Annotated in this window: 11 protein-coding genes; 3 read left to right on the forward strand and 8 right to left on the reverse strand. The window is 65.8% G+C overall.

From position 1 onward, the window contains the following. Window positions 1-398: 398 nt before the first annotated feature. The 8 genes from AC1ROT_RS02590 to flgB form a co-directional block, all read right to left on the reverse strand. Window positions 399-8,498: a beta strand repeat-containing protein gene (locus tag AC1ROT_RS02590; RefSeq protein ID WP_492997124.1), complete on the reverse strand. Its 8,100-nt coding sequence runs from the start codon at window positions 8,496-8,498 to the stop codon at window positions 399-401. Between the two features lie 251 nt (window positions 8,499-8,749). Beyond that, window positions 8,750-11,062, reverse strand: coding sequence for an ATP-binding protein (locus AC1ROT_RS02595; RefSeq protein ID WP_492997125.1), 2,313 nt, complete (start codon window positions 11,060-11,062; stop codon window positions 8,750-8,752). 15 nt (window positions 11,063-11,077) lie between these two features. Next, a complete protein-coding gene (flhB, locus tag AC1ROT_RS02600) occupies window positions 11,078-12,178 on the reverse strand; it encodes a flagellar biosynthesis protein FlhB (protein WP_492970284.1) in 1,101 nt (366 codons plus the stop codon). A 10-nt stretch (window positions 12,179-12,188) separates the two neighbouring features. Beyond that, entirely contained in the window at window positions 12,189-12,953 is a 765-nt protein-coding gene (gene fliR / locus AC1ROT_RS02605; RefSeq protein ID WP_492970283.1) for a flagellar biosynthetic protein FliR, read from the reverse strand. 12 nt (window positions 12,954-12,965) lie between these two features. Then, window positions 12,966-13,232 (reverse strand): flagellar biosynthesis protein FliQ, encoded by a 267-nt coding sequence (gene fliQ / locus AC1ROT_RS02610; protein WP_492970282.1) that lies wholly within the window; start codon window positions 13,230-13,232, stop codon window positions 12,966-12,968. Window positions 13,233-13,334: 102 nt separating this feature from the next. After that, window positions 13,335-13,634 carry a flagellar hook-basal body complex protein FliE gene (fliE, locus tag AC1ROT_RS02615; RefSeq protein ID WP_492970281.1) on the reverse strand — a complete coding sequence of 100 codons (300 nt, stop codon included), beginning with the start codon at window positions 13,632-13,634 and terminating at the stop codon, window positions 13,335-13,337. Window positions 13,635-13,661: 27 nt separating this feature from the next. Then, complete coding sequence (gene flgC, locus AC1ROT_RS02620) at window positions 13,662-14,072, reverse strand: flagellar basal body rod protein FlgC (protein ID WP_492970280.1); 411 nt, start codon at window positions 14,070-14,072, stop codon at window positions 13,662-13,664. A 21-nt stretch (window positions 14,073-14,093) separates the two neighbouring features. Further along, window positions 14,094-14,525, reverse strand: a complete 432-nt coding sequence (flgB, locus tag AC1ROT_RS02625; protein ID WP_492970279.1) for a flagellar basal body rod protein FlgB — start codon at window positions 14,523-14,525, stop codon at window positions 14,094-14,096. 149 nt (window positions 14,526-14,674) lie between these two features. Here flgB and AC1ROT_RS02630 point away from each other — a divergent pair, with 149 nt between their 5' ends. The 3 genes from AC1ROT_RS02630 to fliP all read left to right on the forward strand — a co-directional run bounded on the left by AC1ROT_RS02630 (window position 14,675) and on the right by fliP (window position 16,212). Beyond that, window positions 14,675-14,974 carry an EscU/YscU/HrcU family type III secretion system export apparatus switch protein gene (locus tag AC1ROT_RS02630; protein ID WP_492970278.1) on the forward strand — a complete coding sequence of 100 codons (300 nt, stop codon included), beginning with the start codon at window positions 14,675-14,677 and terminating at the stop codon, window positions 14,972-14,974. 75 nt (window positions 14,975-15,049) lie between these two features. Then, window positions 15,050-15,433 (forward strand): flagellar biosynthetic protein FliO, encoded by a 384-nt coding sequence (locus AC1ROT_RS02635; protein ID WP_492997126.1) that lies wholly within the window; start codon window positions 15,050-15,052, stop codon window positions 15,431-15,433. Next, a complete protein-coding gene (gene fliP / locus AC1ROT_RS02640; protein ID WP_492997127.1) occupies window positions 15,433-16,212 on the forward strand; it encodes a flagellar type III secretion system pore protein FliP in 780 nt (259 codons plus the stop codon). Before AC1ROT_RS02635 ends, fliP begins: the two co-directional genes overlap by 1 nt. Window positions 16,213-16,231 lie beyond the last annotated feature (19 nt).

Here is a 16,231-nt window from a genome sequence, read left to right on the forward strand (position 1 = left end):
GCATCCTTTCATGGGGACCAGTGAATTGCAATTATACGCCGTTCTGACCCCATATGTTCCTATATCGTTGCCATTGTCCAGCAAAATCTTGCGACCCCTGCATGTCCCTGATTTTGCTGGTCTATTCTACTGATGTTCTCAAAGCTATGCTGCGATGTTCGCGGGCGTTCAGCCTGCCGGGCGATTCCCCGCCGCCCTGTCCAAAAGGCGCCGGTCCCGCTCTTTCCAGGCCGGTTAGCCGATAAAACTGGCCTTTTGTGGCCATTCAAATGGGTGAATTTCGCCTTATGGGGGTGAAATTCCCACGCCACGTAACCAGAGATAAATGGGATTTCAGAGGCCTGATAGGCGAGTCGCAGCGGGAGGCTGGCAGGACGCGCCGCGCTGTTCCCAGCCTCTTAAGCCAGCGCCTCGAGCCAGGCGCGGTACTGCCAGCGGTTCAGCGCCGAGACCTGCGCGGAGGTGAAGGCATTCGCCTGGGCCGGGCTGAACGCCAGGATGTCGTTCGCGCTCAGCCCGCTGATGGCCGTGGTGGCGATCGCCGCCACCTGGGCGGTGGAGAATGCCTGAAGCTGCGTCCGGTACAGCTCGTTGATATCGGTCGAGCGCAGGCCGGCGATCTGGGTGGTGCTCAGGCCCTGTATCTGCGTCGTGGTCAGCGCCCGTGTCTGCGAGCCGCTCAGGGCATTCAGATTGGTGGTGCTCAGCGCTGACAGTTGCGTGGCCGTCAGCGCCTGCACCTGCGTGCTGCCCAGCTCGGCCATATCGCTGGTGCGCAGACCGGCGATCTGGGTCGTGGTCAGGGCCGCCACCTGCGTGGTGGCAAGGGCCTGCACCTGGGTGGTGACCAGGGCATTGAGGTTGGTGGTGCTGAGCGCCGCCACCTGCGTCGCCGTCAGCGCCTTGACCTGGGCCGTGCCCAGTTCGGCGATATCGGTGGTGCGCAGGCCGGCGATCTGCGTCGTGCTCAGCGCCGCCACCTGCGTCGCGGTCAGCGCCTGCACCTGCGTGGTGGCAAAGGCATTCAGATTGGTGGTGCTCAGCGCCGCCACCTGCGCCGCCGTCAGCGCCTGCACCTGGGCCGTGCCCAGTTCGGCGATGTCGGTGGTGCGCAGACCGGCGATCTGCGTCGTGCTCAGCGCCGCCACCTGGGTCGCGGTCAGGGCCTGCGTCTGCGTGGTGGCAAAGGCATTCAGATTGGTGGTGCTGAGCACCGCCACCTGCGCCGCCGTCAGCGCCTTGATCTGCGTCGTGGTCAGCTCACCGATATCGGTGGTCTGCAGGCCCGCGATCTGCGTGGTGGTGAGCGCCGCCACCTGCGTCGCCGTCAGGGCCCGGGTCTGCGTGGTGTTCAGGGCATTCAGGTCGGTGGTCTGAAGCGCCGCCACCTGCGTGGTGGCGAGGCCGGCGATCTGCGCGGTGCTCAGCACGCCAACCTGGGTGGCGGTGAGCGCCGCGATCTGCGTGGTGCCCAGTTCGGCGATATCGGTGGTGCGCAGGCCGGCGATCTGGGTGGTGCTCAGCGCCGCGATCTGGGTCTCGGTCAGCGCCTGCGCCTGCGTCGTCGACAATGCATTCAGGCTGGTGGTGCTCAGCACGGCAAGCTGCGCGGCGGTGAGGCCCCGGATCTGCGTCGTGCCCAGCTCGGCGATATCGGTGGTACGCAGGCTGGCGATCTGGGTGGTGCTCAGCGCGGCAACCTGGGTCGCCGTCAGCGCCTGGGACTGGGTCGTGTTGAGCGCATTCAGGTTGGTGGTGCTGAGCACGGCAAGCTGCGCAGCCGTCAGGCCTCGGATCTGCGTCGTGCCCAGCTCGGCGATATCGGTGGTGCGCAGGCCGGCGATCTGGGTGGTGCTCAGCGCCGCCACCTGGGTCTCGGTCAGCGCCTGCGCCTGCGTCGTCGTCAGAGCATTCAGGCTGGTGGTGCTGAGCACGGCGAGCTGCGCGGCCGTCAGACCCTTGATCTGCGTCGTGCCAAACTCGCCGATATCGGTGGTGCGCAGGCTGGCGACCTGCGTGGTGTTCAGCGCGGAAACCTGCGTCTCCGTCAGCGCCTGCGCCTGCGTCGTGTCGAAGGCATTCAGGCTGGTGGTGCTCAGCACGGCGAGCTGCGTGGCCGTCAGCCCCTTGATCTGCGTCGTGCCAAGCTCGGCGATATCGGTGGTGCGCAGGCCGGCGATCTGCGTCGTGCTCAGCGCGGCAATCTGCTCTGTCGTCAGGGCCTGGGCCTGCGTTGTCGACAGCGCGTTCAGGTTGGCGGTGCCCAGCACGGCGAGCTGCGCGGCCGTCAGCCCCTTGATCTGCGTCGTGCCCAGTTCGGCGATATCAGTGGTGCGCAGGCCCGCGATCTGCGTCGTGCTCAGCGCGGCAACCTGCGTCGCCGTCAGGGCCTGGACCTGGCTGGTATTCAGGGCATTCAGCGCCGTCGTGCTCAGCGCCGCCACCTGCGTGGCGGCAAGGGCCGCCAGCGCCGTTGGGGTCAGGGCGCCGACCTGGGTTTCATTCAGTGTCGCGACCTGCGCCGTGGTCAGGGCCCTGAGCTGCGTCGTGCCCAGTTCGGCGATGTCGGTACTGCGCAGACCGGCGATCTGCGTGGCGGTCAGGGCCACGATCTGCGTGGTGCTCAGGGCCTGGGCCTGTGTCGCGTCGAAGGCATTCAGGCTGGTGGTGCTCAGGGCCGCGATCTGTGCCGTGGTCAGGGCCGCCACCTGCGTGGCGGTCAGTTCACCGATATCGGTGGTCCGCAGACCCGCGATCTGCGTGGTGCTGAGTGCGGCAATCTGCGCCGTCGTCAGCGCCTGCGCCTGGCTGGCGGTCAGGGCATTCAGGTTGGTGGTGCTGAGCACTGCCACCTGCGTCGCTGTCAGCGCCCGCACCTGCGTGGTGGTCAGCTCGCCGATATCGGTGGTGCGCAGGCCTGCGATCTGCGTCGTGCCCAGCGCGGAGACCTGCTCCGCCGTCAGCGCCTGGACCTGGTTGGCGTTCAAGGCGTTCAGCGCCGTCGTGCTGAGCGCCGCCACCTGCGTGGTGGCAAGGGCCGCCAGCGCCGTCGGGGTCAGGGCGCCGACCTGGCTTTCGCTCAGCACCGCGACCTGGGCGGTGGTCAGTGCCCGGAGCTGCGTGGTGCCGAGTTCGGCAATATCGGTGCTGCGCAGGCCCGTGATCTGCGTCGTGGTCAGCGCCGCGATCTGCGCGGTGCTCAGCGCCTGGGCCTGGGTCGTGTCGAAGGCATTCAGATTAGCGCTGCTCAGCGCCGAAACCTGCGTCGCCGTCAGGCTCCGGATCTGCGTGCTGCCCAGCTCGGCAATATCGGTGGTGCGCAGGCCGGCGATCTGCGTCGTGGTCAGCGCGGAAACCTGCGTTTCCGTCAGCGCCTGCACCTGCGCCGTCGACAGGGCATTCAGGGCCGCCGTGCTCAGGGCCGCCACCTGCGTGGTGGCCAGCGCCGCCAGCGCCGTCGGAGTCAGGGCGCCGACCTGGGTTTCCGTCAGCGCCGCAACCTGTACCGTGGTCAGGCCCCGGATCTGCGTGGTGCTGAGTTCGGCGATATCGGTGCTGCGCAGGCCGGCGATCTGCGTCGTGGTCAGCGCTGCCACCTGCTCCGCCGTCAGGGCCTGGGCCTGCGTCGTGTCCAGGCTATTCAGGCTGGTGGTGCTCAGCGCCGCGACCTGTGCCGCGGTCAGGCCCCGGATCTGCGTGGTGCCGAGTTCGGCGATATCGGTGCTGCGCAGGCCCGTGATCTGCGCCGTGGTCAGCGCCGCCACCTGCTCCGCCGTCAGCGCCTGGACCTGCGTGGTGGACAGCGCATTCAGCGCCGTCGTGGTCAAGGCTGCCACCTGCGTGGTGGCGAGCGCTGCCAGCGCCGTCGGGAGCAGCGCACCAACCTGGGTTTCCGTCAGCGCCGCGATCTGCGTCGCGCCGAGGCTCCTGAGCTGCGTCGTGCTCAGGCTGGCGATGGCGGTTGCATCGAGCGCCCGGACCTGCGTGGTGCTCAACACCCCGATCTGCGTCGTGGTCAGTGCCCGGACCTGCGTGGTGCCCAGCTCGCCGATATCGGCAGCCTGCAGGTTCGCGATCTGCGTGGTGCTCAGCGCCCCTACCTGCTCTGCCGTCAGCGCCTGCGCCTGGCTGGTGTTCAGGGCGTTCAGATTGGCAGTGCCCAGCGCCGAAACCTGCGTCGCCGTCAGCGCCTGCACCTGGATGGTGTCCAGTTCGCCGATATCGGTGGTGCGCAGGCCGGCGATCTGCGTCGTGCTCAGCGCGGCAACCTGTGTTTCCGTCAGCGCCTGCACTTGCGTCGTCGACAGGGCATTCAGAGCCGCCGTGCTCAACGCCGCCACCTGCGTGGTGGCGAGCGCCGCCAGCGCCGTCGGCGCCAGCACGCCGACCTGAGTTGCCGTCAGCACCGCGATCTGCGTGGTGCTCAAGGCCTGGAGCTGCGTCGTGCTCAGGCCGGCGATGGCGGTTGTATCGAGCGACCCGACCTGGGTCGCGCTCAGCGCGGAAACCTGCTCCGCCGTCAGCGCCTGCAGCTGCGTCGTTGACAGCGCATCCAGCTGCGCCGTGCTCAGCGCCGCCACCTGCGTCGTCGACAGCGCCTGGACCTGCGCGGTGTCCAGCTCACCGATATCGGTGGTCCGCAGGCCGGCGATCTGCGCTGTGGTCAGCGCGGAAATCTGTTCTGCCGTCAGGGCCTGCGTCTGCGTCGTCGACAGGGCATTCAGGGCGGTGGTGGTCAGCGCCGCCACCTGCGTGGTGGCGAGCGCTGCCAGGGCCGTCGGCGCCAGGGCACTGACCTGACTTTCATTCAAAGCCGCGATCTGCGTCACGGTCAGCGCCCGTAACTGTGTCGTACTCAGTTCGCCGATATCGGTGCCGCGCAGGTCGGCGATCTGCGTGGTGGTCAGAGCGGAAACCTGCTCCGCCGTCAGCGCCTGCGCCTGCGTCGTGGACAGCGCATTCAGTGCCGTCGTGGTCAGGGCCGTCACCTGCGCGGTGGCGAAGGCCGTCAGGGACGTCGGGGCCAGCCCGCCGATCTGGGTTTCATTCAGGGCCGCGATCTGGGTCGCGGTCAGCGCCCTGAGCTGTGTCGTGCTCAGTTCACCGATATCGGTGCTGCGCAGGCCGGCGATCTGCGCCGTGCCCAGCGCCGCCACCTGCGTCGCCGTCAGCGCCTGCGCCTGCGTTGTCGACAGCGCATCCAGGGCGGCGGTGGTCAGGGCCGCCACCTGCGTGGTGGACAGAGCCGCCAGTGCCGTCGGCGCCAGGGCACCGACCTGGCTTTCGTCCAGCGCCGCGATCTGCGTCGCGCTCAGCGCTCTCATCTGCGTCGTGCTCAGGCTGGCGATGGCGGTTGTATCAAGCGACCCGATCTGCGTCGTGCTCAGTGCGGAAACCTGCGCCGTCGTCAGGGCGCGCAGCTGCGTCGTGCCCAGTTCGGCGATATCAGTGCCCGCCAGACCCGCAATCTGCGTCGCGGTCAACGCCGCCACCTGTTCCGCCGTCAGCGCCTGCGCCTGCGTCGTCGACAGCGCGTTCACCGCAGCGGTGGTCAGGGCCGCCACCTGAGTGGTGGCAAGGGCTGCAATCGCCGTCGGCGCCAGGGCGCCGATCTGGCTTTCGTTCAGCGCCGCGATCTGCGTCGCGCTCAGCGCTCTCAGCTGCGTCGTGCTCAGGCCGGATATGGCCGTTGTATCGAGCGACCCGACCTGGGCCGTGGTCAGGGCGGAAACCTGTGCTGTCGTCAGCGCCCGCAGCTGCGTCGGACTCAGGGCATTCAGCACCGTGGTGGTCAGCGCCGCCACCTGCGTACTGGACAAGGCCGCCACGGCCGCCGTGCCCAGGGCCGTCAGCTGTGTCGGCGCCAGCGCCCTGACCTGGCTTGTGGTCAGGGCATTCAGATCGGCCAGCTCGAATGCCGCCACCTGGGTGGCGGTCAGGCTCCTGATCTGCGTCGTGGTGAATTCGGCAACATCGGCGCCGCGCAGGCCCGCGATCTGCGTCGTGGTCAGAGCGGAAATCTGCTCTGCGGTCAGAGCCTGCACCTGGCTGGCGCTCAGGGCGTTCAGCGCCGCGGTGGTCAAGGCGGCGACCTGGGTCGGGGCGAGGGCCGAAAGTGACGTCGAGGTCAGGGTGCCGACCTGCGTTTCAGTCAGCGACGCGATCTGCGTGGTGGTCAGCGCCCTGAGCTGCGTCGTGGTCAGGGTGGCGATGGTCGCCGTGCCCAGGGCATTGCGCTGCGCCGTGGTCAGTGCGGAGAGCTGCGCCGTCGTCAGCGCCTTGACCTGCGTTGCGCTGAATGCGCCCAGCTGCGTTAAACTCAGCGCCTTGACCTGCGTCGTTGCCAGGGCCTGCAACTGGGCGGTGGTGAGGCCGTTCACATCGGCCGGATCGAATGCCGCCACCTGCGTGGTGGTCAGGCTCTTGATCTGCGTCGTGGTGAATTCGCCGATATCGGTGGTGTCCAACCCCGCGATCTGCGTGGTCGTCAGCCCCTTCACCTGCGCCGCCGTCAGCACCTGGGTCTGCGTGGTGTCGAACGCGTTCAGGCTGGCTGTCCCCACCGACCGCAATTGCGTGGTGGTCAGCGCCTTGACCTGCGTCGTGGTCAGTTCATCGATGTCGCTGGAGCGCAGACCCGCGACCTGCGTGGTTGTCAGACCCTTTACCTGCGCCGCAGTCAATGCCTGCGTCTGCGCCGTGCCGAGTGCGTTCAGGTTGGTCGTGCTCAGCGCGCGCAACTGCGCCGTGGCCAGCGCCTGCACCTGCGCCGTGGCCAGTTCGGCGATATCGCCGGACCGCAGATCCGCGACCTGCGTCGTCGTCAGGCCCTTTACCTGCGCCGCAGTCAATGCCTGCGTCTGCGTCGTATCGAGCGCGTTCAGGTTGGTGGTGCTCAGCGAACGCAACTGCGCCGTGGTCAGCGCCTTGACCTGCGTCGCGTTCAGCTCGCCGATATCGCCGGACCGCAGGCCCGCGACCTGCGTCGTCGTCAGTCCCCTCACCTGCGCCGCGGTCAGCGCCTGCACCTGCGTGGTGCTAAAAGCATTCAGGCCGGTTGTGCTCAGCGCGCGCAACTGCGCCGCCGTCAGCGCCCATATCTGCGTGTTCGTCAGCTCGCTGGCATCGGTCGCCCGCAGGCTCGCGACCTGGGTCGTCGTCAGGCTCCGCACCTGCCCTGTCGTCAGGGCCTGCACCTGCGCGGTGTTGAGCGCATTCAGGTTGGTGGTGCTCAGTGCGCGCAGCTGCGGCGCCGTCAGCCCGGTGATTGCGGTCACGGTCAGGGCGCCGACCTGGGATTCGGACAGCCGTCCGATCTGCGTCGAAGTCAGCCCCTTTACCTGCGTCGCAGTCAGGAGATTGATCGCCGTGGTCGCCAGGGATGCGATCTGCGCCGTGGTCAGGGCCCGCACCTGCGTCGCCGTCAGCGCCTGCAACTGCGTGGTATTGAAGGCATTCAGGTCGGCGGTGCCGAGCGCGGCCACCTGCGCGACGGTCAGAGCCCGGACCTGCGTCGATGTCAAATCGGCAACATCGGTCGTATCAAGCGCGGCGATCTGGGTCGCGGTCAGCGCGGAGATCTGGCTGGTCGTCAGCACCTGGCTCTGCGTGGCATCAAGCGCATTCAGGTTGGTTGTGCTCAACGCCCGTAACTGCGTTCCCGTCAGCACCTTCAGCTGCGTCGTGTTCAGCTCGCCGATATCCGTTGTCCGCAGACCCGCGATCTGCGCTGCGGTCAGCGCCTTCACCTGCGTCGTGGTCAACGCCCGCGTCTGCGTCGTGTCGAGCGCGTTCAGATTGGTTGTGCTCAGCGATTGCAACTGAACCGTCGACAGTCCGGAAAGCGCCGGGCCAGTCAACGCGCCGACCTGCGCCGCATTCAGCACGCCGATCTGCGTGGTGGTCAGGTTTCTTGCCTGCGTCGCATTCAGGTTGCCGACGGCCGTCGATGTCAGCGACGCGACCTGCGTGGTGCTCAAGGCCCGGATATGCCCGGCCGTCAGCGCCTGGATCTGCGCGGTGCTGAAGGCATTCAGATCGCTGGTCTGGAGTGCCGCCACCTGGGTGCCGGTCAGGCTCCCGATCTGCGTGGCCGTCAGTTCCCCGATATCACTGGGTCGCAGACCCGCGATCTGCGTCGTCGTCAGGGTCCGAATCTGGGTGGTGCTCAGCGACCGGATCTGGGTGGTGTCGAGATGATTGAGGTTGGTCGTGCTGAGGGCCTGCAGTTGCGTGCCCGAGAGAACGGCGAGCTGCGCGGCATCGAAGACGAGCTGGGAGGTGCTGAAATAGCCCAGCTGCGCCGCCGTGAGGGCTTTGATCTGCTTGCTCAGCAGCGCATCGACTTGCGTGGTATCCAGCGTGGCAATGCCTGTCTGGGACAGCGCGGCGATCTGGGTCGATTTGAGCGACTGGATGTCGGTCGTGGTCAGCCCCCGGATCGCGGTCGCAGACAGACCCGCGATTTGCGTTGTCGGATAGAGGCCAACACTGGTCACTGAAAATCTCTCCCAGAGCCTGAACGCCAGTCAAATCATGACGGCAACAGGCTGCGCTTTTAGCGCCGCGATCGATGCGACGATTCTGTCCGGCAGAGCCTCGCTTTTAGCGGCGCGAAAATCCAATAAATTCTTAGAAACTCGAAGAAATATCCGGAATCAGTCCGGATGCGATCTATGCCGGTGCGATCGGCCAATCTCTGGCTGCACCCGGACTTTCACGGCGCCCAGGATGCAGCCAGAGATTGGTCTCAGATCACCCCGTCCATCACTTCCTTGACCTTGCCGGCCAACTGACTGAGCGAAAAGGGCTTGGGCAGGAAGTTCACATGGGGCGATTTCGCCATGTTGTTGCGCAAGCTGTCTTCGGCGTAACCGGAGATAAACAGGATTTTCAGATCCGGGCGGCGGGTCCGCAGCTGCGCCGCCAGGCTCGGTCCGTCCAGGCCGGGCATCACCACGTCCGAAATCAGCAGTTCCACCCGGTCGAGCTGTTCCGCCGGCAGGGCCAGCGCCTGGTCGCCCGACGCCGCCTCGATCACGGTGTAGCCCTTGTTGCGGAGCGCCCGGGCGGCAAAGGCGCGCACCGCATCCTCGTCTTCCACCAGCAGCACCAGGCCCTGGCCGGTGAGATCGCGGGTATCGGGCCGGATGTCTTCACGGCTGGCACTCAGTTCGTCGGTGGTCGGCCGGTAGCGCGGCAGATAAAGGCGGAAGCAGGCGCCTTCGCCCGGCGCACTCTCGACATGAATGAACCCCCCGGTCTGCTTGATGATGCCATAGACGGTGGAGAGACCGAGGCCGGTGCCGGCGCCCACCGCCTTGGTGGTGAAGAAGGGATCGAAGATCTTCACCATATGCTCGGGCGCGATGCCATGACCGCTGTCGGTCACCTCGATCAGCACATAATCGCCGGGCGGGATGGTCTCGGTGCCCAGCGGCGTCGCCTGCTCGACCATATGGTTCATGGTGCGCACGCGCAGTTCGCCGCCCTCGACCATCGCATCGCGCGCATTCACCGCGAGATTGATGATGACCTGTTCGAGCTGGCCCTGGTCGACCTTTACCAGACCGAGATCGCGACCGTGGATGATGTTGAGCGTGATGGTCTCGCCGATCAGGCGGCCGATCAGGTTGCGCAGGTCGGCCAGCACGTCGGTGACGTCCAGCACCTTGGGCACCAGGGTCTGCTGGCGCGAGAACGCCAGCAACTGACGCACCAGGTTGGCGGCGCGGCTGGCATTCTGCTTGATCTGCATGACATCGGCGAAGGACTGGTCGCCGGGCTGGTGCCGCTGCAGCAGCAGGTCGCAGAAGCCGATCATCGCGGTGAGCAGGTTATTGAAGTCATGGGCGATGCCGCCGGCGAGCTGCCCCACCGCCTGCATCTTCTGGCTTTGATGGAACTGGCTCTGCAGGCTGCGCTGCTCGGTGGTGTCGACCAGATAGACCAGCTGGGCCGACTGGCCATCGTCGCGCTCGGCCGAAGATGCGGCGAAGACCTCCACCACGCGCTCACGCGGGCCGGCCAGCCGCACTTCCAGCGCCCGACTGAAGGTTTCGCCGCGCCGCAGCGCCATCAGATGGCGGGTCAGCGACAGCGCATCCTCCTCGCGCACAAGGGCCGCGAGACGCTGGCCGAGCCAGTCGTCGCGACCGCAGAGCATGGCAAAGGCGGCATTGGCCTCGCGGATGGTGCCGGTGCCATCCAGCACCAGGATGCCGATCGGCGCCTGGTCGAAGAAACGGCGGAACTCGGCTTCGACGGGACGCAGCGTGCCACGCTGGCGCAGCTCAAGCCCCAGATCATGCACCACCGCGCTGTAGCGCAGCGGATTGCCATCGGTATCGGAGACCGAACTCTGGCTGACGCTGACCAGGCGGAAGCCGCCGGCGCCGGCGGTCGAACCGCCGCCCTCGCCGCCGGCCAAGGGTTTGAGCTTGGCCTCGCCGCCAAGCCAGTCGGGCGTCATCGCCTCGTTCTCGCGGCCTTCGCCGTGATAGAGCACATCGGCCAGCATGATATCGCTGCCCACCAATTGCTCGGGCAGCACGCCGAGCCAGGCCGCGAAGGTGCGGTTCGCAAACAGGAAGCGTCCGTCGGCCGCGGCGGAATACAACCCGACCGGCGCGTTGTCGATAAAGGCAGCCAGCTCGTCGCGCTGCTGCCGGACGGCCACCAGGGCCGCCGCACTGTCCGCCACTTCCTGGATATCCCAGATCACCCAGTTGCGCCGCTCCGGCGCCTGCATCGCCGTGACGCGCAGCGACAGCACGCCATCGCCGACCGCGATCTGCACATCCTCCTGCACGGCCCGCCCCAACGGCAGCAGGGCCCGCAGCCGGGCGATGGTTTCGGCATTGCCGAGCTCGGCGCCGAGCAGCTGTTCGGGATCGGTGGCGCCATCGCGCTCCAGCCGCGCCGCCAGCACGCGATAGGCGGTATTGGCGACGAGCAGATCATGGCCGCGGGTGATGGCGCGGGCAAACGGGCTGGCCTCGGCCAGCAGCCAGGCCGTGCGCCGTCGCGGCGTGCCGATCAGGGAGGCGAAAGACAATGTCATGACGATCGGCCCATGCTATTCGACCGTCTCGACCTTGGGTTCGTATTTTGCCTCGATGCCGTCCTTGAGACGCATGACGTAGGAGATGATCTCGGCCACGGCGCGGAAATGGTCGACCGGAATTTCGTGATCCAGCTCGGTCTTGAACAGGGCGCGCGCCAGCGGCGGATTCTCGACGATCGGCACCTTGTTCTCGGTGGCGATCTCGCGGATGCGCCGCGCAATCAGATCGGTGCCCTTGGCCACCACCCGGGGCGCATCGGTCTTCTCGGAGTCGTAGGACAACGCCACGGCATAGTGGGTCGGGTTGGTGACCACGACGCTGGCCTGCGGCACCGCCGCCATCATGCGGCCGCGCACGCGCTGCATGCGCAACTGCCGCAGCTTGGCCTTGATCAGCGGATCGCCTTCCTGCTCCTTGTACTCCTCCTTGACCTCCTGCTTGGTCATGCGGAGCTGCTTGATATAGTTGTATTTCTGATAGGCATAGTCGGCGGCAGCGACGATGGTCATGATGCCGAGCAGCGCCCCGATGACCTTCAGCACGATCTTGAGGCAAAGCTCCAGCAGGATCGAGATATCCAGATCGATCAATGTCTCGAGGGAGTCGAGTTCAGGCATCAGGATCGTCATCAGGATCGAGCCGATGATGACGATCTTGACGATGTTTTTGACGAACTCGACCACCGAGTTGAGCGAGATCAGCCGCTTGAGACCGGCAGAGAGCGACAGCCTGGAAAAATCGGGCTGCAGTTTCTCGACGCTGATCTGCGGTGGATTCTGGATGATGCTGCTCACCAGGCTGAAAATCACGAAGACGGCAAGGACCGGCGACAGCGCCATCCCCACTTCGATCATCAGGTCCACCGCCAGATTGTCGAGATGGCTGGGATCGATGGGAATCAGGTGCGGCTGCTCGAAAAAGACCAGGGTCGCGCCCATGATCTTCTTGGACAGCGGCGCGGCCAGCATCCACAGCACGATCGCCGCGGCCAGAAAGGTGAACCAGAAGCCGATTTCCATCGACTTGGCCACATTGCCCTTCTTGGCCGCCTCGCCTAAGCGTTTCCCGGAAGGGTCTTCGGTTTTGGATTCTGGGTCAGCGTCTTCCGACATGCCCTTCCTCCTAGCGTGGCACGAGGAACTGCGACATCTGTTCCTCGAAGCGCGTGGTGAACACGATCCCGATCGCGCTCAGCGACAGGCCAAGCACCACCAGCGACATGGCGATCTGCGGCGCCTGCATGATGAAAAAGATCTGCAGCTGCGGCATCAGGCGGTTGAGCAGGCCAAGAGCGACGTTGAAGATGATGCCGTAGACGATGAAGGGCGCCGCCATCTTGATACCCAGCGCGAAGCCGCTGTCGATCAGCCGCGTGGCGACATTGGCGAAATCACCAAACGATGGCGCCCGCATCGGCGGGAACAGGGTATAGCTGTCATAGGCCGCCTGCAGGCAGAGCAGATGCAGGTCGGTGGCGAAGATCAGGGCGATGCCGAAGAACACCAAGGCGCTGGAGACCAGCACATTCTGCTGCCCTTGCGTCGGATCGAAGAAGGTGGCCGCCGACAGGCCAGCCTGCATGGCGATCACCGTGCCGGCGACATTGAGGGTGAAGACGATCAGGCGGGCGATCAGACCGAGTGCCAGGCCGAAACCGACTTCGGTGATGATGAGGAAGGCCAGTTGCAGCGGCTGGGCCGGCAGCGGTGGCAGGGTCGGCCCCAGGACCGGCACGGCAAGCCCGGCCGTCAGCAGCGCGAGACTGAGCCGGGCGCGGCCGGGAACCGAGCTTTCGCCCACGCCGGGCAGCGACATCATGGCAGAGCCCAGACGGGCAAAGAGAAGAAGAAAAACGTAGACGTTTCCGGCGGCGATATCCTGCAGCACGGCCCGGCCCCGCTATTCCAGGCCAGCGATGCGCTGCGCCAGCTGTTCCATGAAGGTCACCATGGTGCCGATCATGAACGGCATGGTGATGATCAGCGTGGCAAAGATCGCCAGGATTTTCGGCACGAAGGTCAGGGTCGGCTCCTGCAGCTGGGTCAGCGTCTGCAGCAGCGAAATGATAATGCCGACCACCAGGCTGACGATCAGGGCAGGCCCCGATACCTTCAGCAACACCCAGATGGCATCGCGCATAATGTCTGTGACTTCGACGGGCGTCATCGATTCGGTCTCCGCCGCCGATAATACCGAATTGTCGGCAAAGGCCCAGCCGTCCACTGAAGATGATGTCAGCATCCGCCGGACAGGCCGGCGAGCGCAGCCTCAGATCGGCATGCGAATGATTTCCTGGTAGGCGCTGATCACCTTGTCGCGCACCGCCACCACGGTATCCAGGGCCAGTTCGGCATTGGTCACGGCCGTCACCACATCGGTGACATCGGCCTTGCCGGCGACCGCCTTGGCCGAGGTCGCTTCCGCCGCCTTGTTGGAGTCGAGGGCGCCCTGCAGCGCTTCGCCCAGCATCTCGCCGAAGCCGCCACCCGACTTGACCTTGCTGACATCGCCAACGCCCAGCGCGGGGTTGAGGCCGGGAATACTGCCGCCAATCCGAAAATCAACCATGGATGCGATCTCCCTTGCCAGCCGTTATCAGTTGCGCAGCAGGTCGATGGTCCGGGTCAGCATCTGCTTGGCCGAGTCGACTGCGTTCAGGTTCGCTTCGTAGGTGCGCTGCGCCTCGCGCATATCGGCCATTTCGATGACCGATTTCACGTTGGGCATCTTCACATAGCCATCGGCATTGGCCGCCGGATGGCCGGGATCGTATTTGAGCTCGAAATCCGAGCGGTCGGCCACCGGCTTCTGCGCCTTGACCATATTGGCGCCGAGCGCGCGGTCGAGCTCGGACTTGAAATTCACGGTCTTGCGGCGATAGGGATCGGCACCCGGCGTCTTGCCCAGCGAGTCCGTATTGGCCAGGTTTTCCGCAATGGTCTTCAGACGCTCGCCCTGGGCACGCATGCCCGAAGCGGAAATCTTCATAGAATTCTTGAGTTCCATGCGTCTTGTCCTCTGCCTGCCTTAACGCGGACTGCTCAGCGCCTTGCGCAGCATACCGACCTGTTTGCGGTACAGGTTGGTCATCATATTATGGTCGCCCTGGGTTTCAGCAACGCTCATCATCTGCTGTTCCAGGTTGACGGCATTGCCGTTCGGCGCCGTCTCGTAATTGCCCTGAGCGCGAGTGGCCTTCCAGTTATCGCTGCCGCGACCGGCCAGACCGCGGAAATGGCCGGGTTGGGTCGCTGCCGTACCGGCCGAACCGCCGCTACCGCTGGCGCTCAGCTGATTGCCGCGCACCAACTCGCCAAAGCTGACCGCCTTCAGATCCTTGGGCTTGTAGTTCGGCGTATCGGCATTGGCGATGTTTTCCGACAGCACGCGCTGGCGCTCGCCCAGCCAGTCCATGCGCCGGGTGATCGCCTTCAGAATGCCAATCTTGTCGAGATCCATCTCTACACAAACCCTGCGGCCGGAACGGGTTCCGGTGGCCAGAAGACAAGCCTTTATCCGTGGGTCGCAGAGTGGTCCTGAGTCGTGAAGATTCTGTTAACCGGCAACCGTGGTAGGATGCCGCAGCGCTTCCCAACCCGGACCTGCCCGTGCCTGACAAGCCCGTAAAAAAGCCTGAAAAACCGCCCCGTTCCCGGGCGGTGGCGCTGCGTTACGAGCCGGAGATGGAGGACGCCCCCCGGGTGGTGGCCACCGGCGAGGGCCATATCGCCGACCAGATCATCAGAATCGCCCTGGATAACGGCATCACCATCCGCCAGGACGCCGACCTGGTGGAAATCCTGGCCAAGCTGGACCTCGACGCCCTGATCCCGCTGGAAGCCTTTGCCGCCGTGGCCGAGATCCTCAGCTACATCTACCGCACCCAGGGCAAGGCTCCCGGCGGCTGAACCGCCGCGCCGGCAAGGCAGCTTGACCCGACTCGGGACCGGCTTACAGAGTAGCGCGCAATTTACGGATCGCAGATGGACAGCATCAATCCCACTCAAGTCGTGATCGCCTTTGGCGCCCTGCTGCTGCTGCTCGGGCTGTTCTGGTTCGGCGCGCGCGCGCTGTCCGGCGGCAGCCGGCTGGGCAAGATGCGGCCGGGCCAGCGGATCGGCGTGATCGAAAGCGCCGTGGTCGATGGCAACCGCCGCCTGGTGCTGGTGCGCCGCGACGATACCGAACATCTGCTGCTGCTGGGCAATCACGGCGACGTTGTAATCGAGACCGGTATCCCGGCCCCGCCGCCCGCCGATCCGGCGCAGCCGCGCCGTCGCGCCAGCGACCCCACACAGCCGCCGCAGCAACCGCCGACCGACAGTGCCGGCTGGCCCACGCTGCGCGTCCCCGGCCGGGACCGCTGATGTCCATTCTTCCCGCGATCTGCCTTTCCGCGATCCGGCGCCTGCTGCCCGTCACGGCCGGCCTTGGTCTCGCCGCCATCCTGCTGCTGATGCCGTCGTCGCTGCTGGCGCAGTCGGTCAATATCGACATGGGCCAGGGTGGCTCGCTGACCGGCCGCGTGGTTCAGCTCGTGCTGATGACCACGGTGCTGGCGCTGGCGCCATCCATCCTGGTGGTGATGACCAGCTTCGTGCGGATCGTCGTGGTGCTGTCGGTGCTGCGCAGTGCGCTCGGCACCCAGGGCACGCCGCCCAATACCGTGATGGTCAGCCTGGCGCTGTTCCTCACCTTCTTCATCATGCAGCCGTATATGGAACGCGCCTATAACGATGGCATCCAGCCGCTGATCGAGGAACAGATCGACGAACGCGCCGCCTTCGACCGTTCGATGGCGCCATTCCATGAGTTCATGCGCGGCCAGGTCCGCGAAAAGGACCTGGCGCTGTTCACCGGCTTTGCCAAGCTGCCGCCGCCGGCCAGCCCCGACGCCATCCCGCTGCGCGTGCTGATCCCCGCCTTCATGATCAGCGAACTGAAGCGCGCCTTCGAGATCGGCTTCCTGCTGTTCATTCCCTTTATCGTGGTCGACATGGTGGTGGCATCGGTGCTGATGTCGATGGGCATGATGATGCTGCCGCCGGTGATGATCTCACTGCCGTTCAAGCTGATCTTTTTCGTGCTGGTGGACGGCTGGAACCTGGTCTGCGCGGCGCTGGTGGAAAGCTTCGTCGCCAGATGACGGCGGCCAGCCGGCCGCC

Source organism: Ferrovibrio sp. GW821-FHT12E11, from assembly GCF_058806975.1.